This window comes from Bradyrhizobium sp. Gha (assembly GCF_900113735.1).
Taxonomy (GTDB): domain Bacteria; phylum Pseudomonadota; class Alphaproteobacteria; order Rhizobiales; family Xanthobacteraceae; genus Bradyrhizobium.
Genome location: NZ_FOQM01000013.1, coordinates 84729 through 111631, shown reverse-complemented (window position 1 = coordinate 111631; position 26903 = coordinate 84729). Strand labels below are relative to the sequence as shown.

Here is a 26903-nt window from a genome sequence, read left to right as displayed (position 1 = left end):
AAAATGCGCGGAAAATCGCCGGCAGCGGTTTAGCAGGTCAATCACCCTTCTCGCAAGCACGCCGGAAGGGCTCCAGATCAATCAAGATGCGGCGATTTGCCGGAATTCCCGTCACTGCGGCATAGCCGTGCCAATTCCACGAGGTCGGCGGTCGGCGCTCTCGTCCTTGAGCGCCACGCCCGTGACCTGGCGCGCCAATCCCTCGCGGACGAGCCAGGCGAGCTTGAGCGCGGCCTCGTCGTAGCTCAAACCGGCCTTGTGGATGTTTGACACGCAATTGCGCTCGGCATCGGTCAGGCCAGGCTTCGGCGCGAAGGTCAGATAGGCCCCGAGGCTGTCGGGGGCCGACAGGCCCGGCCGTTCGCCGATCAGCATCACAACCATGCGGGCCCCGAGAATGGCCCCGATCTGATCACCGAGCGCGACTCGCGCGCCCGAGGCGACGACGGCATGGCCAATCGCGACGGCCTCGCCCTCCCCCAGCAGCGGCAGCAGGGCTTGCAGCAGCGCGACCGCATGGGCATGAACCGCGGCGGCCGACAATCCGTCGCCGATCACGATCGCAACCTGGCACGGCGCCGCGGCAGCATGGGCCAACGCCGCGGCGGAGCCGGCATCGAGCTGCCGTCCCAGATCCGGCCGGCGCAAATAGTCCCTGCGATCGGCGACCCGGCTGCTGACCTCGGTGACATCGAGACCAAGCACCCTCACCGCGGCCGCCAGGCGCTGCGGATCGAAGGCGGCATGCACGGCATCGCGGGCGCGGGCATGGGCCAGCGTGAAATCGAGCAGCGGTCTGGTCGGCAGGCTTGCGCCGCTTCGCCCGAGCGCGACGCGCGCCGGCGTGAACGATCTGAGGTCGACGGTCGGGCGCGCCGGAACGGGCTTGTCGCTCATTCGGCGGGAACGGACGCTTCGCGCAGCCGGATCGAATAGTTCGATGCGTTCTGCTTGCCGCTCGAGGCCGCGCGGGCAAAGGTGATCAGATGATGCGCGATCAAGGTACAGCCGATCAGCCCCTCGATGTCGCCGCGCTTGAGGCGCCGCAGCGCGAACTTCCAGAACACACGCCTGTAGTCGCCGCGCACGCCGACCTTCCAGAAGATGTTGCGCAGCATGACGAGGCCACGCCGGATGTTGGCCCAGGTCTTCATTTCCTCCGGCACCGGCGTCTTGAGGCGATGCACATAGACGTGGTCGCATTGATACTGGAAGCGCGCATAGACCTTCTCGGGCTCATAAGCCACGCCCATGGCGTGCTTCCAGGATGCGACGACCTCGTCATAGGGCAACAGGAAATCGACGTTGGAATCGCGGCCCTCGTCATCGATCAGGCGCCCTTCCCGCTCCAGCCGGTCCCATAGCGGCGTCTTCGGCAGCGCCTGAAGCAGGTTGATGGTGAGCAGCGGGATCCGCGATTCCTCGATAAAGGCGAGCAGCGCCTCCGAGGTGTTGGGCTTGTCGGTGTCGAGCCCCATGATGATGCCCGACACCACCTCCATGCCGTAGGAGTTGATGGTGCGCACGCCCTCCAGGATCGGGACCATCATGTTGTGGTCCTTGTGCATGGCCTTCAGCGCGTCGGGGTCCGGCGTCTCGATGCCGCAGAAGATGGTGATGAAGTGGGCCTCGCGCATCTTCTTGAGGATCTCGGGACGCTTGGCGATGTTGAGCGTCGCCTCGCAGGCAAGCCGCATCACATAGCCGGTCTTCTTCTGCCATTCGATCAGATGCGGCAGCAGGTCCATCGCCGCCTTGCGGTTACCGATGAAATTATCATCGACGAAATAGACCGTGTCGGTCATGCCGCATTCGCGCAGGCGATCGAGCTCAGCGATGATCTGTTCGGGTGTCTTGATGCGCGGGTTGCGGCCATAGAGGCCGGGGATGTCGCAGAACTCGCACTCATACGGACAGCCGCTGGAATACTGGATGCTGCCGAGGAAGTAGCGCTTCACATCGGCGAGCTCGTAGGCCGGGATCGGAAACTCCGTCATTGGGATGCGGTCTTTGGTCGTCAGCACCACTTGGCTCTCGGGGCGTGCCGTGTCGCGCGCCAAAATCTCGATGAGCTGGTTGGTGGCGTCGCCGAGCTCGCCGACATGGAGATAATCGAACGACGGGTAATAGTCCGGGCAGGCGCTGACCGACGGGCCGCCGAGCGCAACGGGCAGGTCGAACTCATGGGCGCGGCGACAGATGTCGTTCATCTGCTGACGCTGGATGTGCATGCCGCTGACGAAGACGGCCTCAGCCCATTCGAACTCTTCCTTGGTCGCGCGGCGGAGATTTTCGTCCACGAATTTGACTTGCCATTCCTTCGGCAGGTAGGCCGCGAGCAGCAGCAGGCCCTGCGGCGGCATGAAGGCGCGGACGCCGTCGGTCAGCGGATAGGCGTGCTCGAAGGTGCCGAATGACGAGGTGTAACGCGGAAAGACACACAGAATATGCCGACTTGTTCCGTTGCTCTCAGCGCGCATCGAACTTCCCCCAACCACGTTCTACGAACGGTACTGACGAGGTCTCCAGAAATAGAGCGTAACGCTGCGACCGGAATTCCTCAATATTGTGGCACCGAACTAATTCGTGAGACGCGCCAATGGTTTCTCGGGTTCACGCCGGCAGGAGGATGTTTTTCGCAGGATTTTCGCGCTAGGCGATCAGCCGTGACGCAAAATCAGGCAACAGGCCTGCGTCACGGGCAAGCCGGAAATCGGCCCCGGCAATGCCGGTCTCAATCAGCCAGTCGTCGAACTCCGGCGCACGTGCGGCACCGAAGATCTCGCGGACATAGAGCGCATCGTGGAAGGAGGTCGACTGGTAGTTCAGCATGACGTCGTCGGCGCCGGGCACGCCCATGATGAAGGTGACGCCGGCAGCAGCGAGCAGCGTCAGGAGATTGTCCATGTCGTCCTGGTCCGCCTCGGCATGGTTGGTGTAGCAGATGTCGATGCCCAGGGGCAGGCCGAGCAGCTTGCCGCAGAAATGATCCTCCAGTCCCGCCCGGATGATCTCCTTGCCGTCGTAGAGATATTCGGGGCCGATGAAGCCGACCACGCTGTCGACCAGCAGCGGGGCATAGGCGCGGGCTACTGCATAGGCGCGCGCCTCGCAGGTCTGCTGGTCGACACCGTGATGGGCATTGGCCGACAATGCCGAGCCCTGGCCGGTTTCGAAATACATGACGTTCTCACCGACCGTGCCGCGCTTTTGCGACAGCCCGGCTTCGTGCGCCTCCTTCAGCAAAGCGAGGTCGATGCCGAAGCTGCGGTTGGCGGCCTCGGTGCCGGCGACCGACTGGAAGACGAGGTCGACCGGCACGCCCTGCCCGATCAGCGACAGCGTGGTCGTGAGATGGGTCAGCACGCATCCTTGCGTCGGGATTTTCAGCCGGGCGATGATCTCGTCCAGCAGCCGCAGCAATCGCGCGATTCCCGCCGGATCGTCGCTCGCCGGGTTGATGCCGATGCAGGCATCGCCGGCGCCAAGCAGGAGCCCGTCGAGGATCGAGGCGGTGATGCCCCTGGCATCGTCGAACGGATGGTTGGGCTGCAGCCGCGTGCTCATCCGGCCTTTCAGGCCGATGGTGTTGCGGAAGGCGGTCGTGACCTCGCATTTGCGCGCCGCCAGGATCAGGTCCTGGTTGCGCATCAGTTTCGAGACTGCAGCCGCCATCTCCGGCGTGATGCCCGGCGCGAGCTTGCGCAAGGTCTCCGGCGTGGCGGCGTCCGAGAGCAGCCAGTCGCGGAAGGCTCCGACCGTCAACGAAGAGACCTGCGCAAACGCCTTGGCGTCATGGCTGTCGATGACCAGGCGGGTGACCTCGTCGGTCTCATAGGGGATGACAGCTTCGCTCAGGAATTGACCAAGCGCGACGTCCGCCAGCGCCATCCGCGCGGCGAGCATCTGCTCGGCGCTACCGGCGGCAATGCCGGCCAGCCGATCACCGGAGCGCGGCGGCGTCGCCTTGGCGAGCAGATCACGCAGATCGGGGAAGGTATAGGTCGTGGCGTCGATGGTGTGGCGGTAGATCAAGAATCTGCTCCGATCATCGCGGGCTCGGCCAATGGTGGACGCCAAACTGGCCGTGGTCGAGGGAAATGCAAGCTCCGCCCTTCGGCTGAACTCCGTGATGCGGCATGTGCGAGACAAGCAACTGATTATCCTTGCTCTTTCCGGGACCGGGAGGCCCGCATGCTGGTGTTGTTAACGCAACATCCACCTTCGTTCTGTATAATGTTGTATACATTATACAGAGCTGCATCTGCCGATCTCACACGTCAATCGGATCGTAAGAAACCATGAAAACTGATCGACATGCCGCTGGCCTGGCCGGCCGTTTCACGCTCGCGACCAGGCTCTATGCGATCTTCGCGCTGTTCGCCCTGCTCACGGCCGCGATCGCGATGCTGTCCGACTACAACAGCCGCCGCAGCGCCGAGCTCACCAGCGCGATCGAGACGGCGAATGCGGCCGCGCTGAACGTCGAGCGCGTCAACGCGCTGGTCTACGCGGTCGTGATGGAATCGCGCGGCGTCTACATGTCGACGGAGCCGGCGGTGGTGAAGAAATACGGCGACGGCCTGCTCAAGTTCAACGCGCAGATTCTGGGCGTGGTGAAAGGCTGGGAGAGCATCGTCAAGGCGGACGACGCCGAGCAGTTCGCCACCTTCAAAAAGCGCATCGAGCAGTTCGTCGAATTCCGCAAGGAGCTGGTGCGCCGCGGCGTCGAGATCAATGCGGCTGCCGGCCGTGAGTGGGGCGACAACGACGCCAATCGCGCCGTGCGCTCGGCGCTGAACAAGGATCTCGAGGCGTTGTCCAGGGTCTATGCCGAGCGCGCCAAGCAGATCGCGCGCGAGACCGAGACCAATCACGCGCTCTCCTTCGTGCTGACCTGCCTCGGCGGCGTGGCGCTGGCGCTGGTCGTCATCGGCATCATCATCATCGCGCGTTCGATCGCCCGGCCGCTCGCCGCGATCACCGCGACCATCAAGCAAGTCGCCGACGGTGCCGAGAACGTCGTGGTGCCGCACTCCGACCGTGCCGACGAGATCGGTGCGCTCGCCCGCGCCATCCAAGTATTCCAGGACGCAATGGGCCGCAACCGCAACCTCGCCTCACAGGTCTCCTTGGATTCGGCCGCGCGCGAGGAACGTGCGCGGCACATCGAGCAGTCCGTCGAAGCGTTTCGCGAGGCGATCGGCGCGATCATGCGCGGGCTGAGCGACAACGCATCGGTCATGCGCGAGACTGCGCAGACCATCACCCGCGTCACGGCTGATGCCAACAGCCGCGCCGGCACGGCGGCGAGCGCCACCGAGCAGGCCTCGCACAACGTCACCGCGGTGGCGAGTGCGGCCGAAGAGCTGTCCGCATCCGTGGAAGAGATCGGCCGGCAGGTGCGACAGAGCGCGAGCGCCGTCGAGCAGACCGGCCAGCGCACCGAGAAATCGATCGCCGAAATCGAGAGCCTTGCCGCGGCCACGCAACGCATCGACGGCGTGCTGACCCTCATTCAGACGATCGCCGAGCAGACCAATCTGCTCGCGCTCAACGCCACCATCGAGGCCGCGCGCGCCGGCGATGCCGGCCGCGGCTTTGCCGTCGTCGCGCACGAAGTGAAGGCGCTGGCCGGACAGACGGCGAAGGCGACCGCCGACATCAGCGAGAACGTCGCGATGATCCAGTCCTCCACCCGCAACGCGGTCGAAGCCGTGCGCGAGATCGGCGGAGCGGTGCGCGAGATCAACGAGGTCACCTCGGCGATCGCAGGCGCCGTCGGCCAGCAGGACCAGGCCACGCGCGAGATCTCCTCCAATGCGCAATCGGCAGCCCAGGGCAACGAGACGCTGGTCGCCAACATCACCTCGCTGCGCGATGCCATCGGCGAGACCGACACGGCGGCATCTTCGGTGCTGACCGCGGCGAGCAGCCTGACCGCAACGGCGGATACGCTGTCGCGCGAAGTGGAGAAATTCTTCCAGAACCTGCGTTCGGACAGCCGGATCGCCAGGGCAGGATAATCCTCGAGTTGGGCAAAACACCGGCGCAGACAGCTCAGCGCTCCAGTCCCGGCTGATCGATGAGGATGCGGACACGGCCGACACCCTCGACTTCACGATAACGGCGCAGCTCCGTCTGGAGTTCGGGGTCGGAATTGGCCCAGGCCAACCAATCGAAGGGGACCGAACTCTGCAGCAAGGTGTCCACGAGAATGACATCGGGGCGGCCGTTCCGCACGTCTGCCAACACCTGCCGCCGCTCGAAATTCATGATGTCGTTCAGCTTCGACCGCTCTGCCGGGGTCGTCTCTGAGCTGCTCCGGGCCAAAATTGCGCCGGCCGTCAGCACCTGGGCGCACGAACCGCCAACCCATGTGCCGTGGATTTGGCGGACGAGCGGATGTCCAAGGGCGATGTGATCAGTCAAGGTGAGCAGCCGGGGATGCTTTGCAAGCGTCTGCATACGCTGCTCCAGCGGCGGAAACTCGGGCAGCGACAGGCACAAGCAGAACCCGATGAGCGCAACACCGACAAAGCCGCCGATCCTGACGGACACCGGCAACGTCCTTGTGCGAACATGCAGCAATGGCGCGGCAATCGCAAACACACAAAGTGCGTAGAGCGTGTATGTCCAGCCCTTGCCCTGAAGAACGAAGCTCGCGGCTCCACCAACGGCTGCCGCCAGCCACGGGGTTGCGTCCCCGCCGAACTTGAAATCCCGCGGAGCCACCTGACGCAGAAACGCGATGGAAGCAATGATCACGACGACCGGGAAAGGAAGCAGGCCGGCCAAATCCCTCCTCATCGTGACATAGGTGGCGGCGACCATCGGTGCAAAGTTGAACAGATAACCGGGAAAGACGATGACGAGCACCGCGGCGTAGCCGATGACGATCGCGCCGGCTGCACACGCTTCAGGCGTGAACAACGGCCTGAGAGAACGCCGGTGGATGATGCCGAGGATGATCGGCAGGCCTACCACGAAAGCAAGCTGCGGCTTGATGCTCATCGCGAGCCCTGCACTCAGGCCTGCCAGGATCGCAACCGGTCCGGGGGCGAGGCCGCGCCAGCGAATCGCCGTGATGGCGACAAAGGGCGTCAGTGCGACGACGGCAATGTGCTCACGCTGTCCGAATACGGCGTTCGGAAGCACTGCCAACAGAAAAGCGAGCAAGCACGTCCAAAGGCTCCGCTCTCCACCCTCCAGCTTTGCAGCCGCGGCGGCGCGATCGATGATGACGAGCGCGCCGGCAATCTCGATGATCACGAGAACCGCCACGATGATCTCAGGTGCAATGCCCGTCAATCGCCCGAGAAAAGCGGCCGGCGTGTAGAGGTAGATCGAGAGCGGCGGATTCAGTTCGAAGAGGTCGATCCCCGGATGGCGGCCATCCAGGATCTCCTCTCCCTCGGACAGCAAGCAACTCAAATCCGGGTTGAGAATGGCCGGCCACTGCACAAGCAATGCCGAGAAGAGAATCCCGGCCACGAGAATCCACCGTTGATTTACGCCGTCGCAGCCTTCCGGGCCAACTCTGGGCGGGATGGCCCTCTCGGACGTCGGCAAAATTCTCTCCTCACGTGGAAGCCGCCTGCTCTCTTTCAGCTCGCCCAAACCCGGCAAGAACGCGGGTCCTGCCACTCTGAATCAATAGTCGTTACTATTGTGCTACAATGATCTGAAGCGCAGTTTCATCGCCGATGCGCAGGGCTTACCGTCGTCGCACACGGCGTCCAAGCACGACGGTGAGGCCACCGCCAAAGGCTTCGGCATCGCCTTTGTCCCCGAAGACATTGTGACGCTCATGTCAGGTCCGGCGAACCATCATCGTGCTCGTCAACTGGTCGCCAACGTATGACGGCGATTACGTCTATTGTCCGACCTCGCGGCAGAACTCGGCCGCGTTCAAGGTCATCATCGATGCGCTGCGTCACAACGAAGCGCGAAGAAAGCGCGGCAGCCCGCTCGAGCATGCTCGGCAACGAAAAGCCCCGGCACGAAGGCCGAGGCTTGCGATGCAGTCCGCGTACATCCGGCGAACCAATCGTTGAGCGGAAGACTAGCCGCGAATCTTGAACAGATGATGACGGAGTCCTGGCGTCAGCAAGATGTCGCGGCTGGGGCGGAGCCCAATCACGCAATGGCGTCGCAATGGAGCAATCGCAAAGCTAACCAAATCAGAGCAGCACGGAGATGACGGCAATCAAGCCGATCGCCGTCAGCCCCCACACCAGCGAATGCATAGCCCACGGCCGCATCGTTGCACTCCGTTCGCATCTCCTGCCCATGACAGGAAACGCCCCCGGCGCGGTGCACTGTTTGAGACAGATCAATGGCCGAGAATGAGCAGGGATGCGGCAGCCGCCGTGAAAGCACCGGCCGCAACGAGGACGACACGTATGATCAACTCGCTGCCCATGCCCGAAGTTAACTTATGATAGGGGCAGCGAGTCTGTGCAGTTTGTGCCAGAACGGTCAATGAACCATTTGTGCAGCGCGGAGGGTTTCGTCCGGGTCAGGACCAGGGCGAACCTATCGGCCTGTTTCGGCAGGCACGAGCGTTCAGCCAACCGGCCCAGCAGTCCAATCGTCGCCGGACAGCGGTGTGACCGCGACGTCGGGAATGACTCCAAGCTCCATGCTCGGATCGAAATGGCGCATCGTCCGCTCGTTGAGATCGATGATACGGCCGGGCTTGAGCGGCCCCACATCGTTGATCTTGACGATGACCTTCTTGCCGACGGCTTCGACGAGTGCAAATTTCGGTCGCGCGCCGAATTGGACACCGCCAAATTTCCGGCGCAAGCTCGTCTTGATCGCGGCCGTCCACACCGAGGGATCGTAGCGTTCGCCCGAGGCGGTTCTCGGGCCGCCCTCCTCCTTGCCGGGCTTGAATGGATTGTAGGTCGATGCTGCGCCAACGATCACCTTTCCGCAGGCTGCATCGACGACGGCGCTTGAATGAACCCCACTTGCTTCACTACCGGTAACGGAAACGACAAGCACAACCAGGGCGCCGCAAACTGCGGCGCTCGAGCGGAACAACATCATATCTCCTTTGATTTTTCGTCCGGTTCCCGATGCCGCAGAACATGGCCAAGCGAACGCGTCAGCGTTTTTCGAGCTTGCGCCAGTCTCTTGCGGATTTCGCGCCAACCCCTGGCTGCGGAACCGTTGCGAGAACCTGAGCGGTCCCCGCATTCTGTTTTCGTTGTCGCCGTCTAAAACAGGGATTGCGTCAGCAGCATGACCTCAGGGGGTCAAGGTTCTCGATCCCCGGAGTCTTACGCGCGCTCAGCGGCGAGATTCATTGCGCAACATCAGTGAAATCAGCGATAGCGCGGAACTCCGGAACATTTGCATCCCGTTGTTTTGGGTTGCAGGTGGATTAGCCGCGGCGCTTCAACGCGAAGCCGAGACTGATCCAGCCCGCGCCTGCCATGATCAGATCGATGCCGAGGAACAGGCCGAGAATATAGACGCTGTTGACCGGCCAGCGCGCCACGATCAACAGACCGAGTAGCAGCGTGATGGCGCCTGACAATGCCACCCAGACCCACGGGCTCTCGCGCTTCATGCTGAAGGCGAGAAACAGCCTGATCGCGCCGGATGCGATCAGCGATGCGCCCAGGAACAGCGTCAGCAAAACTGCCGCGAGCAGCGGGTTGTCGAAAGTGAGAATGCCGGCGACGACATAGAGCACGCCGAGCAATACCCAGATCAGGAACTTGCCCCAGCTCTTCATCTGGAAGGCGCCGATGATCTCGGCGCCACCCGCGACAATCATCATCGCGCCGACCACGATGACGCTTGCCACCGTCGCCATCACCACGCTGCCGAGCGCGACGAAGCCGGCGACGAGGTAGACGACGCCAAGCGCAACGATCCAGCCCCATTTGGCATGCAGCGCTGCCATGCCGGAGCCGAGGCTTGAAGGATGAGAGGTATCGGAAGCACTTGTCATGGCGGCTACTCCTGCATGCGAAGCCCCAGAGCGCATCTCAGGATAGCACAGCGCCGGGACCACGGCCAGCAGAGCAGCCCCGCCGGCCGTCACCCTTGACGCAGATCAAGCGCGCGACCGCTCCATGTCGAGCTCGGCCTTGAGGTTGTCGAGATCGCGATAGATTGAGGCGACCGCCAGCACACGGCCGTCCTTGCGGTATTTCAGCAGGCAATCCCGGTCCTTGATGCTGCCCTCGATCGCGATGTCGTCAAAGCTCTCGGCATGGCCGACATAGTTGATCGGCACGTCGTAATGCTGGCTCCAGAAGAACGGCACCGCGTCGAAGCGCTCCCTCTTGCCCATCATGTTGCGCGCTGCGGTCTGGCCCTGTCGCTCGGCGACGACCCAGTGCTCGACCCGGATGGTCTGCCGCGAATGCGGATCGGGCCAGCGTGCGATGTCGCCCGCCGCAAAGATTCCGGCGACGCTGGTTTCGAGATATTCGCTGACGCTGACCCCGCGGTCAGCCGCAAGGCCTGCCTGCTCGGCCAGCGCGAGGCGCGGCTTGACGCCGATGCCTACCACGACAAGATCGGCATCGATCAAGCCGCCGCTCTTCAGCGTGGCACTGGTGCCATCGAGTTTTTCCACGGTGTCCTTCAGGTGGAAAATCACGCCGTTCTCTTCGTGCAGCCCGCGCACGAAGTCGCCCATGTCAGGGCCGAGCACCTTCTGCATCGGCCGCTCTTCCGGCGCCACCACATGCACTTCGAACTTGCGCGCCCGCAGCGACGCAGCGACCTCGAGGCCAATAAAACTCGCGCCGATCACCAGCACGCGCGTGGCGCTGCTCGCGGCCTTGATGATGGCGCGGCTGTCGGCGACGGAACGCAAGGTATGTACATGCGGCTGGTCTGCGCCCGGGATCTGGAGCTTCACCGGTTCTGCGCCGGTTGCGAGCAGCAGCCGATCGAACGGCAGCTTGTCGCCATTGCCGAGCGTCACGCTGCGCGTCTTCGGATCGATCGCAGAGACTTCGGTGTTCAGCCTGAGATCGATGGCTGCGTCTTGATAGTATTCCTCGCCACGCAGCGGCAGCCAATCCTCCGGCGCGTTGCCGGCTAGATAGTCCTTGGAAAGGTTGGGCCTGTCGACCGGCATCGCACCATCATTGCTGAGCATGGTGATGCCGCCGGCAAATCCCTCGCGACGAAGCGTTTCGGCCGCAGCGAAGCCGGCGGCGCCGCCGCCGACGATGATGAACTTGTCCGGTGTCGGCGTGCCGCGATGAACCGTCGACGGCCCGGCCCGCTTGCGCTGGACGATGATCCTGTCGTGATCGCGCGTGACGTCCCATACCGCCAGCGCGTTCAGCGCCGGCGGACGCGTGGCCTCGCCCGACCGCAAGGAGAAGCAGGCGTGATGCCAGGGACAGCGGATGGTGTCGCCGACCACCAGCCCTTCGGCGAGCGGTCCGTGGTAGTGGCTGCAGGACGGCTCGATCGCGAAGATCTCGCTGCCGGCCTCGACCAGGAGGACGTCTTCCTCACCGACATGGCCGAGCAATTTGCCGTCCTTGAAATCGGAGAGCCCAACGCCCTTGGTCAGGTCCGGCCCGCTTGGCTTCTGATCCTCGGTCATGGTCGTCTCCCTGGCAGCGCAAACACGCAATTCAGGATTTGGACGGCGCCGGCGACGAAAAGTTCCCGGAATTGCGAAAATCAGGATTTGGCGGCGGCTTTCCGGACATCCAGCACGGCCTGCGCCCATTCGGCCGGCCGCTCCTGCGGCAGATTGTGACCGGCGCCTGCAAAGACGCGCCGCTCGAAGAAGCCTTCAAACTTGCGCGCGTGATGCGCAGTTCCGCGATTGACGCCGTCGCTGTCGCCATCGATCGCGATCGTGGGAACGCGGATCGGGGGCTGCGCGGCGAGCTTCGCCTCGGTCGCCGCATAGGCGGGATCACCTTCGACCAGCGCGTAGCGGTGTCGATAGGAGTGGATCACGACGTCGACGAAATCCGGATTGTCGAAGGACACCCCACTCTTCTCGAAGGTGGCGTCGTCGAATTGCCATGTCGGCGACCACATCGCCCAGAGCTGGCGGGCGAAACCGCGGCGATTTTGCTGCAGCGCGCGGCGGCCGCGCTCATTGTGAAAGAGATATTGGTACCACAGCGCCGCCTCCTCCGGCGGCGAGGCCGGCTCCATCGAACGGGCGATGTTCTGGATGTTGTAGGAATTGCCGGTAACGAGCCCGACGACGCGCTCGGGATGCAGCACCGAGATCACGCAGGCCGCGCGCCCGCCCCAATCGTAACCGCCGACAACTGCGCGATCGATGCGAAGCGCATCCATGAAGGCCAGGAGATCGGCGCCAAGTGCGGCCTGCTCACCCGAGCGCGGCGTCTCCGGGAAGCGAAAGCGCGTCGGGCCGTAGCCGCGCAGCCACGGCACCAGCACCCGCGCGCCGGCTTGCGCGATCAGCGGCGCGGCCTGGGCATAGGCGTTCACGTCATAGGGGAAGCCGTGCCCCATGATGCAGGGCCAGCCATCCGGTGCGCCGTAATCGAGATAGGCGATATCGAGGATGTCCGTGATGACGGATTTCTGCTGCATCGCGGATACCTCCCGCTCATGCGGGCCACAAGAGCGCCGTTATCTCTGCGGACCGGACAAAGAGATGTCGCGCTCGGCGCGGAAGACGTTGCTGTAGAGATTGGCGATCCACTGCCGGCCGATTTCGGTCTTGTTGAGATAGCCGATCTCGGTCTGGATGTGCGGCGCGACGCTGTTCCAGTAGAATTGCGGATAGCGGTTCACGATGTCCGCGGGCGAGTCATAGCCGAGTTGGCGGTTCATGCCGACCTCCTCGAACTCGTAATAGAGCGCGTTGGCCTTGCGCAGATAGTTGGGATCGCCGAGCTGCCCGATGAAGTCGGCGGCGCGCAGGATCGAGGCCTCGTCGTCGTATTCCTGGCCCTGGCGCGCCGGGAAGCGCGTCCCTTCGATGGCGCGGGCGACGCGCTCAGAGTCGATGCCGCCGATCGGCGGCAGCCGGCGCCGCACAAAGAGCTTCGAGCGATCGACGTGATACATCATCAGGCTCGCATCCGAGGCCCCCCGCGGCAGCGACACCTTGGTCCCGGCCTCATCGATGATGAAGCCGTCTTCGTCATCCTCAGGAAACAAACCGCGGACGTAGCCGATATCGTGAGCAAGGCAGGCGATGAGGATATGGAGGTAATCCTCCGCCGCAAGGTGGGCATGGAGATTGCGTCCCGTCAGGATCGCCTGAGCGGCCAGCGTCACCAGCATCGTGTGTTCGATGTTGTGGTACAGCGCGTCGCTGTTGCCGATACATTCCATCGCGGTGCGCGTCGACCCTTCCAGCACCCTGGCGGAGGATTCGTCGTACCTGCGACGCATGAACGAGCCCAGCATCTTCTCCAGGGTCTCAGCCGCCAGTCTCGGTAACGTCATCATAGATGCAGCCCCGTCTGTCGGTGGTGTCCCACGCCAACTCCCGACCTCTCGTCCAATTGTCGCCTTCGACGCAGGCTGAGCATAGCCCAATCTGGGGCGCCTGACCAAATGCCCGAGCAAAAATACGTAAATATGATCCTGCCCCGCCGCGCAGCATCACGGTTGCGGACACAGTCCGACGCACCCCACGGCCAGGCCTTGCGAGGCCTCCCCCGGCCGGGCCATTGGCCGTACCGTTCATCTTGCGGGAAGAGCCGGGACTCTGCCGCGGCCGGGCCAGGACGCCTGCACCGCGCCGCGGGCCACAGCGTCAATTCCCGCGCGCCAAGCGGGCGAGCATCCCGTCGAACGCGACGTCGCCGCCATGCATGCCGGCTGCGTTCGGCACATCCAGGAAACACGGAGAAACAAATTTCCCGTCAGTTGTACGCATTCGTTCACAAAACGGGCGCGGTGAAACTACGTTCACTCCACCAGCAACACGTCCACGGCGACTCTGAGCTTCTGTTTGGGCGAGCCGACGATGATGCCGTCGACCGGCGACACATCGGAGAAGTCCCGGCCGACCGCCAGCGTGATGTGGTCATTGGCGACCAGGAGATCGTTGGTCGGATCGAAATCGATCCAGCCGAGATCGGCGCCGCACCACAGCGACACCCAGGCATGGGTCGCGTCGGCGCCCTGCAAACGCGGCTGGCCGGCAGGCGGAATGGTGCGCAGATAGCCGCTGACATAGGCGGCCGGCAGGCCGAGCCCGCGAAGTCCTGCGATCATCACATGGGCAAAATCCTGGCAGACGCCATGGCGCTTCTCGAACACCTCGTTGAGCGGCGTCGAGATCACCGTGGCCTTCGGGTCGTAGCGAAATTCCGTGCGGATCCGATGCATGAGACCGACGGCGCCGGCGAGGATGCCAGCACCGGGCGCAAAGCTCTCGGCGGCGTAGGCACTGACGGGACGCAGCACCGGCACCAGGGGGCTCGCAAAGACATAGCCGACCGGCGAGGCCGGCCCGAGGCTGGTCGCCTCGAACGCGATGTCGCGAATGCTCTCCCAGGACGGGCTGACGGCATCGCGCGCCGGCGGCTTGCGCGCGACGGAGACACGAGAACGTGAATCGATGCGCAAAGTGCGATGCGCAGCCTCGATCACCACGCTCTCCGTCAGCGTGCCGAAGAAGTCGCGGCGGACGTGGCGCTCGGACGGACGCGGACGGATCTCGACCTTGTGCGAGATCAAGTCCTGACCGTGACCGCTTTTCGGCTCAAGCCGCAGCGTGCAGCGCGCGAAGCTGACCGGGCTCTCATAGTCGTAAGTGGTGACATGCCTGATGTCGTAGATCACGCCAGCCCCGTCAGCTTTTCCGGCCGGCTCGCATTCGGGCCGTGCGGAAAATAATGCAGCCCGATGGCCTCGGCGAGGCTGAGTAGATCCTGCTCCAGCGCGAACAGCGTCTTGGCCTCGAGCTTCTCGGCCTCGGCAGTGGCCAGCATCGCCTGCACCGCCACCGCGAGACGCTGCGGCTTTTCGATCAGGCCGCGCTCCTTCAGGCTCGGCAAGGCCGCGATATGCTCGTTCAGGGTCGCGACCTGGAAGGCGACCGATCGCGGATTGTAGCTGTCGAGCACCGCGAGGTCGCGAACCGGCGCCAGGATGGGCGCCAGCAAATAGCGCGAGCGATAGGTGATCTGGGAATCCACCAGTGTCAGCAGGATGTCGAGATCCTCGTCGCCGGCCTCGTCATAAGCAAACTGTCGGGCAAAACGCGTGGTGTTGATGGCGCGCTCGGTGCGGCGGCCGATATCGAGGAAGCGCCAACCGGCGGCGCGGTTCATGTTCTCCTGTGCGAGGCCCGCGAAGCTCGCAAGCTCCTGCAAGGTCAACTCGGCCGCGCTCAGCACGCTGTCGTCGTCCTCGACCTCGTAGGCAAGGCGCTCGGCCATCTCGGTGATGACCTGCCAGGCATCGGGCGACAGCCGCTCGCGCAAGGAGGTCGCCGTGCGCAATGCCGCGCGTACCAGCGACAGTGCCGAGCCGAACCGCGCCTCGCTCTGCAACGCTTCGGCGACGATCCGCCCCGGTGCGGCGCGCGAGGTCTGCGAGATCGCGCCCCAGGTCACCAGCAGGCGCTGGATCCGTTCGGCCGATTGCAGCGAGGCGGACGTGCCCTTGTTGGGCCCGCTCGGCGAGCCCAGCGCGCGCAGGAGACGCAAGGTTGCCTCCGCACGCTCGAGATAGCGGCCGAGCCAGAACAGATTGTCGGCGGCCCGGCTCGGCAACACGCCGGCGATCCGGCGGATGCGCACCTTGTCGGTCGCCGGCAGCAGCGACGCGGTCGCCACCTTCTTGTCCGAGACCACCCAGACGTCGGCAGCGCGCGCGCCGTCGCCCATCGACACCGCACGTGCATCCGGCCGCTCGGCGATCCGGCAGAAACCGCCGGGCATGATCGCCCAGCCATCCGGCGTCGCAGCTGCAAACACGCGCAGCACGAAGGGGCGCGGCGTGAGCTGCCCCTGCCCCCAGACCGGCATGGTCGAGAGACGCACGACCTCCTGGCCGACATAGTCCATGCCACGTGCGCTGATCGCATCGACCAGGCGCTGGCGGCCGCTCGCATCGAGTTCGCTTGCCAGCACCGGGCCGTTGCGCTCGAAGCCGGGCACGCCGCGCCTGTAGGCACCTTCGATCGCGACCTCGTCGAGTCGCGACAACACCTCGTCGCGCGCCGATTTCTGACCGCACCACCACGTCGCGATGTGCGGCATCTTCAGCTCTTCGCCGAGCAGACGGCGGCTGAGCGCCGGCAGGAACCCGAGCAGCGCCCGCGCCTCCAGGACGCCGGAGCCCGGCATGTTGGCGATGACGACGCCATCCTTGCGCAGCACGTCGATCAGCCCGGGCACGCCGAGATGCGAGGAGGCATCGAGCTCGAGCGGATCGAGCGAATTGGAGTCGACACGGCGAAGGAGGATGTCGAGCCGCTTCAACCCTGCGACGGTACGGATGTGGATGCGATTGTCGCTCACGGCGAGATCGTCGCCCTCGACCAGCAGGAACCCGAGATAGCGCGCCAGCGTCGCGTGCTCGAAATAGGTCTCGCTGAAACTACCCGGCGTGAGCACGCCGATGCGCGGCTCGTCGCGATCCGCGCGCGCGCGAAGTGAATCGCGAAACGCCTCGAAGAACGGCGCGACGCGCGGCACGTTCATCGACTTGTAGAGATCGGAGAAGGCGCGCGAGAGAACCAGGCGGTTCTCCAGGGCGTAGCCCGCGCCTGACGGCGCCTGCGTGCGATCGCCGAGCACCCACCAGCGGCCATCAGGGCCGCGGCCGATATCGGCGGCATAGAGCGAGAGATAACGCCCGCCCGGCGGCGGCACGCCGCAGACGGGCCGGAGGTATTCCGGGCTGCCGGCGATCGCGCCCGCGGGCAGCGCGCCTTCCGCGACCAGCCGCCCCTCGCCATAGATGTCGCGCAGCACGAGTTCCAAAAGCTCGGCCCGCTGGATGATGCCGGCGGAGAGTTGGGTCCAGTCGGCTTCGTCAATCAGCAGCGGCAGATGGCTGATCGACCAGGGCCGGTCGGCGCTGTCGCCAGGCGCGCGGTAGGTGACGCCGGCCTCCCGCAGGTGACGGTCGGCCATGCCGAAACGCCGCTCGACCTCGTCGGGCGCGAGCGTGCCGAAAGCATCGAAGAACCGGCTCCAGACCGCGCGCGGGGCGCCGTCAGGCCCGAGAAATTCGTCGGGAATGCCGGGCAGACGGCTGTAATCGCGGACCCACTGCGCGAGGCGGCGCTGGCCTTCACGCTGTCCTTGCGCCTGACCCGTCTCGTCCTGTTCGGCTGCGCCCTCGCCCATGCGCCTCTCCCTGCCCCACCATCATACTCATTGCAGGAGCGGTGCCCGCAAGTCGAGGGTCAGTGGAAATTCATTTGTGCGTTCCTCGGGCGGCGGCTGCATTGGCCCGGGCGTATGGCCGTGGTCCTGGAAGCGCGCCAGCCGCCGCGCCTCGGCCTCGTAGGTGTTGACGGGCTTGGTGTCGTAGTTGCGGCCGCCGGGATGGGCAACGTGGTAGACGCAGCCGCCGAGCGAGCGGCCGTTCCAGGTGTCGATCAGGTCAAACGTCAACGGCGCGTGGACCGGGATGGTCGGATGCAGGCCGGAGGCCGGCTGCCAGGCCTTGAAGCGGAGGCCCGCCACGGCCTCGCCCGAGCGGCCGGTCGAGGTCATCGGCAGGCGGCGGCCGTTGCAGGTCACGACGTGGCGGCCCTCCACGAAACCCTCCGCCTTGACCTGAAGCCGCTCGACCGAGCTATCGACGTAGCGCACGGTGCCGCCGGCCGACCCTTCCTCGCCAAGCACGTGCCAAGGCTCAAGCGCCTGCCGCAGCTCCAGCGTCACGCCAGCATGGTGGATGCGGCCGAAGGCGGGAAAGCGAAATTCGAGCTGGGCCAGATACCATTCCGGCTCGAACGGATAACCTGATGTCTTGAGCTCCGAGAGCACGTCCTGGAAATCTTCCCAGATGAAATGTGGCAACATGAAGCGATCGTGCAGCGCGGTGCCCCAGCGCACGAACTTACCCTGTTGCGGTTCGCGCCAGAATTTTGCGATCAGCGCGCGGATCAAGAGTTGCTGCGCCAGCGACATGCGCGGGTCCGGCGGCATTTCGAGCGCGCGGAATTCGACGAGGCCGAGCCGCCCGGTGGGACCGTCGGGTGAATAGAGCTTGTCGATGCAGATCTCGGCGCGGTGGGTGTTACCGGTGATGTCGACGAGCAGATGCCGGAACAGCCGGTCCACCAGCCATAGCGGCGCCTGATAGCCCGGCGGCGGCACATGCGAGAGCGCGATCTCGAGCTCGTAGATGCTGTCGTGGCGGGCTTCGTCGATGCGCGGCGCCTGGCTGGTCGGGCCGATGAAAAGGCCGGAGAAGAAATAGGACAGCGACGGATGCCGCTGCCAGTACAGCACGAGGCTCTTCAGCAGATCGGGGCGGCGCAGGAACGGCGAATCCTGTGGGCTCGAGCCGCCGATCACGACGTGATTGCCGCCGCCGGTACCGGTATGGCGGCCGTCGACGAGGAAGCGATTGGCGCCGAGACGCACCTTGCCGGCGTCCTCATAGAGGCCGGAGGTGATCTCGACCGCCTCGCGCCAGCTCTGCGCCGGCTGGATGTTGACCTCGATGACACCAGGATCGGGCGTCACCTTGATCACCTCGATGCGCGGATCGAATGGCGGCGCATAGCCTTCGACATGGACCTGGAGCTGCATCTCCTCGGCGGTGGCTTCGACCGCCGCGACCAGTTCGAGATAATCCTCGATGCGCTCGACCGGTGGCATGAACGCGCAGATCACGCCGTCGCGAACCTCGATGGACAGCGCGGTCCGGACCGGAATCGAGGTGTTGAGCTGCTCGGGCGCGACCCGCGGCGGCGCTTTCGGGCGCTCGGGGAGCGTGAACAGCGGCAGCTTGCCGCGCGCCTCCATCGGGTCCTGCTCGACGACATAGGGATATTGATCGGGCGGCACGTAGCCGAGCGAGCCGATCGGCAGGCGCAGACCGAGCGGGGAATCGCCCGGCGACAGGAACAGGTGACCGCGCCGGAGTTGCCAGCGCTCGCTGCGCCAGCGGGGCGGCGCATTCCAGCGCTGCACGGGCAGCACGAAGCCGCGTGGCGCGCGGAGGCCCTGATTGAACACCCGCGCCATGCGCGCACGCGCTTCGGGATCGGACAATTGCGAGTTGGAGGGATCGACGTTGACCGGAAGCTCCGCTTCCTTCTGAAGCCAGTAGACCGTGTCCTCGTAGGCCGGGATGATGTAGCCGGGATCGAGCCCCAGACGCGCGGCCGTACCTTCCATGAAATCCTCGGCGTCCCCGGTCTGGGCCCGCCTGGGATTTTCGATCTTCGCGATCAGGTCGGCATTCTTCCAGATCGGCGCGCCGTCCTTGCGCCAGTAGAGGCCGAAGGCCCAGCGCGGCAGGCTCTCGCCCGGATACCACTTGCCCTGCCCGTAATGCAGCAGACCGCCCGGCGCAAAGCGCGTGCGCAGGCGGCGGATCAGATCGTCGGCGAGCGCGCGCTTGGTCGGGCCCACAGCTTCCGTATTCCATTCCGCCGCTTCGAGATCATCCACGGACACGAAGGTCGGCTCGCCGCCCATGGTGAGCCGCACGTCTTGCGCCGCGAGATCGCCATCGACCTGCTCGCCGAGATCGTCGAGTCGCGCCCAGGACTCGTCGGAGAACGGTTTTGTGATGCGCGGCGCCTCGCGGATACGTCGCACGCTCATGTCGAAGGCGAACTCGACTTCGGCAAAACCAGCACCGCCGGAGATTGGCGCGGCAGAGCGATAATGCGGCGTGGCGGCAACGGGGATGTGCCCCTCGCCTGCCAACATGCCTGATGTCGCATCGAAGCCGATCCAGCCCGCGCCCGGCAGGTAAACCTCGGCCCAGGCGTGCAGATCGGTGAAGTCGTTCTCGACCTCGGGCGGTCCCTCGATCGGGTCGATGTCGGGGCGGATCTGGACCAGATAGCCGGAGACGAAACGGGCGGCGAGACCGAGATGACGGAAGGTCTGGATCAACAGCCAGGCGGAGTCGCGGCATGATCCGGCGCAGGAGGTCAGCGTCTCCTCCGGCGTCTGCACGCCGGGCTCCATGCGGATGATGTAGTTGATCTTCTTCTGCAGCTCGCGATTGAGCTCGACCAGGAAGTTGACCGTGTTCGGCGCCTCGCGCGGAATCGAGGCCAGATATTTGGCGAACGCTGGATCGGGCTTGATGGTCTCGAGATACGGCGCCAGCTCGCTCTTGAGGTCCCGGGGATATTCGAACGGAAAGCTGTCGGCGTAGGGCTCGACGAAGAAGTCGAACGGATTGACGGTCGTCATCTGCGCCGTGAAGTCGACCTCGAATTTCAGCTCGGTGGTCTTTTCCGGGAAGACGTAGCGGGCGAGCCAGTTACCTTGCGGATCCTGCTGCCAGTTCACGAAATGATTTGATGGCGTGACCTTGAGCGAATAGCTCAGGATTGGCGTCCGCGTGTGCGGCGCCGGCCGCAGGCGTATGGTTTGCGGTCCCAGATCGATCGGGCGGTCGTATTTGTAGTGCGTGACGTGATGCAGTGCGACGTAGATCGACACGGGGTGCGGTGCTCCAGCAGCTTTTTTGAGCAGAACACCTGATGTGACCTCGATCAAGCATTAACAACGGGCAGTGCGTGCCTACGGCACGGGCGAGCGCTGAGTAGCGCATGGCGAATCGCCGAAGACTTGCTCTATTCGCTACTCCCTATTCGCCATTCGCCCCTCTCACATCGTCGCCCCCAACACCCAGGGCGCGAACTCGGCGCCGCCGAAATCGAAGCTTTCGCTCTTGGTCCGCTGTCCCGAGGCGGTCTTCAGGATGAGATCGAAGATGCGCTGGCCGCACTCCTGGACGGTCTCCTCGCCTTCGAGGATGGTGCCGCAATTGACGTCCATGTCCTCTTCCATGCGCTTGTACATGGGCGTGTTGGTGGCAAGCTTGATCGAGGGCGCCGGCTTGCAGCCGAACACGCTGCCGCGGCCGGTGGTGAAGCAGACGAGATTGGCGCCGCCGGCGACCTGGCCGGTTGCGGCGACCGGATCGTAACCGGGCGTGTCCATGAACACGAAGCCGCGCTTGGTCACCGGCTCGGCGTAGCGCAGCACGTCGACGAGATCGGTGGTGCCGGCCTTGGCCATCGCGCCGAGCGATTTCTCCAGGATGGTGGTGAGACCGCCGGCCTTGTTGCCGGGGCTGGGATTGGCGTTCATCTCGGCGCCTTCACGCTCAGTGTATTCGTCCCACCAGCGCATCAGATTAACGAGCTTCTCGCCGACCTCGCGGCTGACCGCGCGGCGCGTCAAGAGATGCTCGGCGCCGTAGGTCTCCGGCGTTTCCGACAGAATGACCGTGCCGCCGTGCCGGACGATGAGATCGCTCGCCGCACCCAGCGCCGGATTGGCCGACACGCCGGAATAACCGTCCGAGCCGCCGCATTGCAGCGCCACCGTGAGTTCGCTCACCGGCACGGATTCGCGCTTGACCTTGTTGGAGTCGGCGAGCGCCTCGCGTACGAAGGCGATGCCGGCCTCCACCGTCTTGCGGGTGCCGCCGACCTCCTGGATGTCCATGGCGCGCAGCCGGCCGGCGAGCTTCTGCTCTTCCATGAGACCGCCGATCTGGTTCACCTCGCAACCGAGGCCGAGCACGATGACGTGGGAGAAATTGACGTGCCGGGCGTAGCCGCCGAGCGTGCGGCGGAGCAGCGCCAGCGGCTCGTTCTGCGTCATGCCGCAGCCGGTCTTGTGGGTCAGCGCGACCACGCCGTCGACATTGGGGAATTCGGCCAGCGGATTGTCGCCGGTGAAAGGATTCTTCTTGAAGACGTCGGCGACGAGGCCAGCGACATGCGCGCTGCAATTCACGGAGGTGAGGATGCCGATGTAGTTGCGCGTGGCGACGCGGCCGTCGGGACGGCGGATGCCCTCGAAGGTCGCCGGCAGGTCGAAGTTCGGCGTCGGCTTGACGTCGGCGCAATACGCATAGTCCTTGGCGAAATCGCCCATGCCGATGTTCTGCACATGCACGTGCTGGCCCGGCGCGATGGGCGCGGTCGCAAAGCCGATGATCTGGCCGTAGCGGATGACAGGCTCGCCGACGGCGAACGGCTTGATCGCAACCTTGTGGCCGGAGGGAATGCGCTCGACTGTGGTCACGCCGTCGGCGACGACCGTCCCCGGCGGCAGGCTCGCGCGCGCAATCAGCACGCCATCATCGGGATGGAGGCGGATGACGGGGCTGATGGTCATGGGAGTCTCCTTAAGCGAATAGTGAGCGGCGAGTTGCGAATGGAAAAGGGGAGTAGCGCTATTCGCTACTCCCCATTCGCCATTCCCAAGTTTCCTAGGCCTTGCCGGCCGAATCCTTGCGGGTCGCGTTGACCTGCATCCTGGCGTAGGTCGTCATCAGGCCAACCTCGTTCGAGAGCGTCACCAGCTTGAAACCCATGTTGATGGCTCGCGCAGCCCCTTCGGCGCCGCTGCAGTGGATGCCTGCATTGAGGCCGCGCTTGCCGCACTCCCTGATGATCTTCTCGTAGATCGCGAGGATCTCAGGCTCGGTGCGATCGAGCTTCGGCTCGAGGCCGTAGGAGAAACCGAGATCGGACGGCCCGATATAGACGCCGTCGATGCCTTCGACGTCGAAGATCGCTTCCATGTTCTCGATAGCCGTCTTCGTTTCCATCATGGGCAGCAGGATGGTGTCGGCGTTCGCGGTCTTCTGATACGACCCTGCGGTGCCGTACATGCCGGCGCGGATCGGGCCGTTGGAGCGGACGCCCTGCGGCGGATATTTGGAATAGGAAACGAGGTTCCTGGCTTCCTGCGCCGTGTTGACCATCGGGCAGATCACGCCATAGGCGCCGCCGTCGAGAACCTTGCCGATGATGCCGGGCTCGTTCCAGGGCACGCGGACCATCGGGGTCACCGGATGCTTGTCCATGGCCTGGAAGCACTGCACCATCGACAGATAATCCTGCACGCCATGCTGCATGTCGACCGTGACGCTGTCGAAGCCGCATTGCGCGATCATCTCAGCCGAGAAGCCGGAGGGTATAGCCAGCCACGCATTCACGACGGCCTTGCCCGACTTCCAGATTTCCTTGACCTTGTTCGCCACGTTGCCTTCCTTCTTCGTTCATTTGGGACCGTGTTCTTGGACGGTGTCGGACCTTCGTCACCACGCCGAGCGCCGCCGCAGCACGATGTCGCTGTTACCGCGAACCGGGCCGCCGCGCTACGCTCGCAATGACGCAAGACCTATGCGGTCACGGTTTGGCTGCCGGTCTCGCGGGAGGCGGTCACTATCGCCGCGCAGGTGCCGTCCGGCAAGAGAATGCTGTCCTGGTGCGGTCTACCGGGGGTTTTCCACTCGGATTGGGGGGAATCAGCGCCTTTGACCGAAAAACACCGGCGATGTCCCTGGCCGTCGTCGCCTGGCCGCGCGTATCCGCTTTCACTCCTCGGCACCGGGCCCGTCGCCGCCGCCTAGTCCCGCCAGACTCTGTTCGAGCTCTCCAAGCATCTCCTGCAACTCGGCGAGCTTGCGCGCGCCAAAACGCTGCGTGATTTCGGCATAGATTGCCTCCGAGGACGGCGCGACCGACGCCATCAGCTTGACGCCTTCCCTGGAGATCGAGACCATGCTGCGGCGCTGATCCGTCTTCGCCGTCCTGCGCTCGATCAGATTGCGCGCCTCGAGATCGCGCAGGATCCGCGACAGGCTCGGCCCGAGGAGAAACGCGGTACGCGCCAGTTCCGTGACCTCGGCGGCCTCGATGGCGGCGAGCGCGCGCAGGATGCGCCACTGCTGCTCGGTCAAGCCATGCTCGCGCAGACTGGGACGAAATTGCCGCATCACCGCTTCGCGTGCCCTGAGCAAGGACATCGGCAGTGAGCGCGAGAAATCGCGCATCGGCACCTGTCGCGCCGCAGATGCGTCGCCGTTGGCGGGGTCAGCCGGTCTTTTCACCATGACGCCCTTTCCGACCGCAAAACGTTTGCGGTGCAGCAAAGTCCGAATTGTGCTTGATCCATTCATTTAACATGTTAAGTATCTGCCGGCACCGCGATATAGGTCAATCATCAATGGCGCTTTCCAGAGACGATATCCAGGCTTGCGCGAACCGTCTGCACCAGGCGGAAAAGACCCGCGTGCAGATCCGGCAGCTCTCGCAGGACTTCCCTGACATCACCATCGCCAATGCCTACGCGATTCAGAAGGCGTGGGTCGATAACAAGGTTGCCGAGGGACGCCGCGTCAAAGGCCACAAGATCGGCCTGACCTCGAAGGCGATGCAGAGCGCGCTTGGCATCAACGAGCCTGACTCCGGCGTGCTGCTCGACGACATGTTCTTCGCCGATGGCGGCCTCGTTCCGAGCGAGCGCTTCATCGCCACCCGCGTCGAGGCTGAGCTTGCCTTCGTCATGAGCAAGCGGCTCGAAGGACCCGACTGCACCATGTTCGATGTGCTCAACGCCACCGCCTTCGTGGTGCCGGCGCTGGAGATCCTGGACACGCGCATCGAGCGCGTCGACCCCAAGACCAAAGCCACGCGCAAGATCTATGATACCATCGCCGACAATGCCGCGAATGCCGGCATCGTGCTCGGCGGCCGGCCGATCCGCCCGCTGGACGCGGATCTGCGCTGGATCGGTGCGCTCTGCTTCAAGAACGGTCAGCTGGAAGAGACCGGCCTTGCGGCCGGCGTGCTCAACCATCCCGCGACATCGGTGGCTTGGCTCGCGAACAAGATCGCGCCGCTCGGGCTGGCGCTGGAGCCCGGCCAGATCGTGCTCGCCGGCTCCTTCATCCGTCCGATCGAGACCCGCAGGGGCGACACAATTCAAGCCGATTATGGCGCCTACGGCTCGGTCAGCTGCTACTTCGCTTAGAAGCGACAAGACGACACAGGGAGTGAAACCGCCATGCCGCATTTCACGATCGAATATTCGGCCAATCTCGACAGCCGTCTCGACATCGGCGCGGTCTGCGAGGTCGTGCGCAAGGCGGCGGTCGAGACCGGCATCTTTCCGCTCGGCGGCATCCGCGTCCGCGCCGTCAAATGCGAGCATTATGCGATCGCAGACGCCAGGCACGACTATGGCTTCCTCGACATGGTGCTGCGCATCGGCCAGGGCCGCGATCTTCCGACCCGCCGGAAAGCCGGTGAGCACGTCTTCCAGGCGCTCTCAAAGCATCTCGATCCCGTTTTCACCGCCAGCAAGTTCGCCCTGTCGTTCGACATGCAGATCAACGACAAGGACACGAGTTGGAAGCGCAACAACATCCACGACGCCCTCAAAGTGGAAGCCGCCCATGGATAAGCCCATACCCAAAGCCGACAAATTCCAGGCCAATCGCGACCGCGCAGCACCACTACTGAAGAAGCTGCAGGCGGACGGGCTCGGTCACATGATCGACGGCAAGATCGTCCCGTCGATCTCGGGCGAGAGGTTCGAGACAAAGTCGCCGGTTGATGGCGCAACACTCGCGAGCGTCGCCCGTGGCAACGCCGAGGATATCGATCGCGCGGCGACCGCGGCTGCGCTCGCGTTCAGATCCTGGCGGGACATGGGCCCCGCGATGCGAAAGAAGCTGCTGCATCGCGTCGCCGATGCGATCGAGGACAACGCCGAAGACATCGCCGTGCTCGAATGCATCGACACCGGGCAGGCCTATCGCTTCATGGCCAAGGCCGCGATCCGCGCCGCCGAGAATTTCCGCTTCTTCGCCGACAAATGCACGGAAGCGCGCGATGGCCTCAGCACGCCGAGCGACGAGCACTGGAACATCTCGACCCGCGTCCCGATCGGTCCGGTCGGTGTGATCACGCCGTGGAACACGCCGTTCATGCTCTCGACCTGGAAGATCGCCCCTGCGCTCGCAGCCGGCTGCACCGTGGTGCACAAGCCGGCCGAATGGTCGCCCGTGACGGCCTCTGTTCTGACAAAGCTCGCCAAGGAAGCCGGCGTGCCCGACGGCGTGCTCAACACCGTGCACGGCTTCGGTGAAGAGGCCGGCAAGGCGCTGACCGAACATCCCGCCATCAAGGCGATCGGCTTCGTCGGCGAAAGCGCAACGGGCTCCGCCATCATGGTCCAGGGCGCACCGACCCTGAAGCGCGTCCATTTCGAGCTCGGTGGCAAGAACCCGGTGATCGTGTTCGACGATGCCGATCTCGACCGCGCGCTCGATGCCGTCGTGTTCATGATCTACTCGCTCAATGGCGAGCGCTGCACCTCGTCGAGCCGGCTGCTGATCCAGCAGAGCATCGCCGAAAAATTCGTCGAGAAGCTGACCGCACGCGTGAAGGCGCTGAAGGTCGGCCATCCCCTCGATCCCGCGACCGAGATCGGGCCCTTGATCCACGAGCGGCATCTGGCAAAGGTCTGCTCCTACTTCGACGTCGCGCGCCAGGACGGCGCGACGATTGCCGTCGGCGGCAAGCCCTATGACGGTCCGGGCGGCGGGCACTATGTCGAGCCGACGCTGGTCACGGGCGCGCACGGCAAGATGCGCGTGGCGCAGGAGGAGGTGTTCGGCCCCTTCCTGACCGTGCTGCCCTTCAAGGACGAAGCAGAAGCGATCGAGATCGCCAACGACATCCGTTATGGTCTCACCGGCTATGTCTGGACCGACAATGTCGGCCGCGCGCTGCGCGTCGCCGACGCGCTGGAGGCCGGCATGATCTGGCTGAACTCGGAAAATGTCCGCCACCTGCCGACGCCGTTCGGCGGCATGAAGGCCTCGGGCATCGGCCGCGATGGCGGCGACTACTCGTTCGACTTCTACATGGAAACCAAGCATGTCTCGCTGGCGCGGGGCACGCACAAGATCCAGAAACTGGGACTCTGACGCTC

The 26903-nt window shown here is 64.5% G+C and carries 19 protein-coding genes; 4 read left to right on the top strand and 15 right to left on the bottom strand.

The annotated features are described in order from the left end of the window. Positions 1-111 precede the first annotated feature (111 nt). The 3 genes from eutC to BM222_RS17790 form a co-directional block, all read right to left on the bottom strand. Positions 112-897 (bottom strand): ethanolamine ammonia-lyase subunit EutC, encoded by a 786-nt coding sequence (gene eutC / locus BM222_RS17800; protein WP_092229779.1) that lies wholly within the window; start codon positions 895-897, stop codon positions 112-114. Beyond that, entirely contained in the window at positions 894-2480 is a 1587-nt protein-coding gene (locus tag BM222_RS17795; RefSeq protein ID WP_092229777.1) for a B12-binding domain-containing radical SAM protein, read from the bottom strand. Before BM222_RS17795 ends, eutC begins: the two co-directional genes overlap by 4 nt. Positions 2481-2652: 172 nt before the next feature. Beyond that, positions 2653-4035: an ethanolamine ammonia-lyase subunit EutB gene (locus BM222_RS17790; RefSeq protein WP_092229775.1), complete on the bottom strand. Its 1383-nt coding sequence runs from the start codon at positions 4033-4035 to the stop codon at positions 2653-2655. A gap of 266 nt (positions 4036-4301) precedes the next feature. On the opposite strand from BM222_RS17790, the gene BM222_RS17785 reads away from it, so the two are divergent. Continuing rightward, positions 4302-6026, top strand: coding sequence for a methyl-accepting chemotaxis protein (locus BM222_RS17785; protein ID WP_092229773.1), 1725 nt, complete (start codon positions 4302-4304; stop codon positions 6024-6026). 34 nt (positions 6027-6060) lie between these two features. Here BM222_RS17785 and BM222_RS17780 read toward each other — a convergent pair whose 3' ends face one another. From BM222_RS17780 to hpaR, 12 genes are all read right to left on the bottom strand, one after another. Next, positions 6061-7572, bottom strand: a complete 1512-nt coding sequence (locus tag BM222_RS17780; RefSeq protein WP_244547178.1) for a glycosyltransferase family protein — start codon at positions 7570-7572, stop codon at positions 6061-6063. A 996-nt stretch (positions 7573-8568) separates the two neighbouring features. Further along, positions 8569-9057 (bottom strand): septal ring lytic transglycosylase RlpA family protein, encoded by a 489-nt coding sequence (locus tag BM222_RS17770; protein ID WP_177243294.1) that lies wholly within the window; start codon positions 9055-9057, stop codon positions 8569-8571. 337 nt (positions 9058-9394) lie between these two features. After that, positions 9395-9970, bottom strand: coding sequence for an HdeD family acid-resistance protein (locus tag BM222_RS17765; protein ID WP_177243284.1), 576 nt, complete (start codon positions 9968-9970; stop codon positions 9395-9397). 105 nt (positions 9971-10075) lie between these two features. Next, positions 10076-11593: an FAD-dependent oxidoreductase gene (locus BM222_RS17760; protein ID WP_092229769.1), complete on the bottom strand. Its 1518-nt coding sequence runs from the start codon at positions 11591-11593 to the stop codon at positions 10076-10078. An 80-nt stretch (positions 11594-11673) separates the two neighbouring features. Next, positions 11674-12570: an alpha/beta fold hydrolase gene (locus tag BM222_RS17755; protein WP_092229767.1), complete on the bottom strand. Its 897-nt coding sequence runs from the start codon at positions 12568-12570 to the stop codon at positions 11674-11676. Between the two features lie 39 nt (positions 12571-12609). Beyond that, complete coding sequence (locus BM222_RS17750; RefSeq protein ID WP_092229765.1) at positions 12610-13437, bottom strand: HD domain-containing protein; 828 nt, start codon at positions 13435-13437, stop codon at positions 12610-12612. Positions 13438-13902: 465 nt separating this feature from the next. Beyond that, positions 13903-14781 (bottom strand): transglutaminase family protein, encoded by an 879-nt coding sequence (locus BM222_RS17745; RefSeq protein ID WP_092229763.1) that lies wholly within the window; start codon positions 14779-14781, stop codon positions 13903-13905. After that, positions 14778-17300, bottom strand: coding sequence for a circularly permuted type 2 ATP-grasp protein (locus BM222_RS17740; RefSeq protein WP_092229761.1), 2523 nt, complete (start codon positions 17298-17300; stop codon positions 14778-14780). Before BM222_RS17740 ends, BM222_RS17745 begins: the two co-directional genes overlap by 4 nt. A gap of 27 nt (positions 17301-17327) precedes the next feature. Continuing rightward, positions 17328-20597 (bottom strand): transglutaminase family protein, encoded by a 3270-nt coding sequence (locus BM222_RS17735; RefSeq protein ID WP_092229759.1) that lies wholly within the window; start codon positions 20595-20597, stop codon positions 17328-17330. A 168-nt stretch (positions 20598-20765) separates the two neighbouring features. Next, complete coding sequence (locus tag BM222_RS17730) at positions 20766-22289, bottom strand: UxaA family hydrolase (protein WP_092229757.1); 1524 nt, start codon at positions 22287-22289, stop codon at positions 20766-20768. A gap of 94 nt (positions 22290-22383) precedes the next feature. After that, on the bottom strand, positions 22384-23160 hold the full coding sequence (locus BM222_RS17725; RefSeq protein ID WP_092229755.1) for an HpcH/HpaI aldolase family protein: 777 nt from the start codon (positions 23158-23160) through the stop codon (positions 22384-22386). 336 nt (positions 23161-23496) lie between these two features. Further along, the gene (gene hpaR, locus BM222_RS17720) at positions 23497-24015 is read right to left on the bottom strand and encodes a homoprotocatechuate degradation operon regulator HpaR (RefSeq protein WP_092229865.1); all 519 of its coding nucleotides are present in this window, start codon (positions 24013-24015) and stop codon (positions 23497-23499) included. A 113-nt stretch (positions 24016-24128) separates the two neighbouring features. Here hpaR and hpaH point away from each other — a divergent pair, with 113 nt between their 5' ends. From hpaH to hpaE, 3 genes are read left to right on the top strand one after another with little or no spacing between them, the layout of a single operon-like run. Beyond that, complete coding sequence (gene hpaH / locus BM222_RS17715) at positions 24129-24935, top strand: 2-oxo-hept-4-ene-1,7-dioate hydratase (protein WP_092229753.1); 807 nt, start codon at positions 24129-24131, stop codon at positions 24933-24935. Between the two features lie 33 nt (positions 24936-24968). Next, positions 24969-25367: a 5-carboxymethyl-2-hydroxymuconate Delta-isomerase gene (locus BM222_RS17710; protein ID WP_092229751.1), complete on the top strand. Its 399-nt coding sequence runs from the start codon at positions 24969-24971 to the stop codon at positions 25365-25367. After that, positions 25360-26898: a 5-carboxymethyl-2-hydroxymuconate semialdehyde dehydrogenase gene (gene hpaE / locus BM222_RS17705; protein WP_092229749.1), complete on the top strand. Its 1539-nt coding sequence runs from the start codon at positions 25360-25362 to the stop codon at positions 26896-26898. Before BM222_RS17710 ends, hpaE begins: the two co-directional genes overlap by 8 nt. Positions 26899-26903 lie beyond the last annotated feature (5 nt).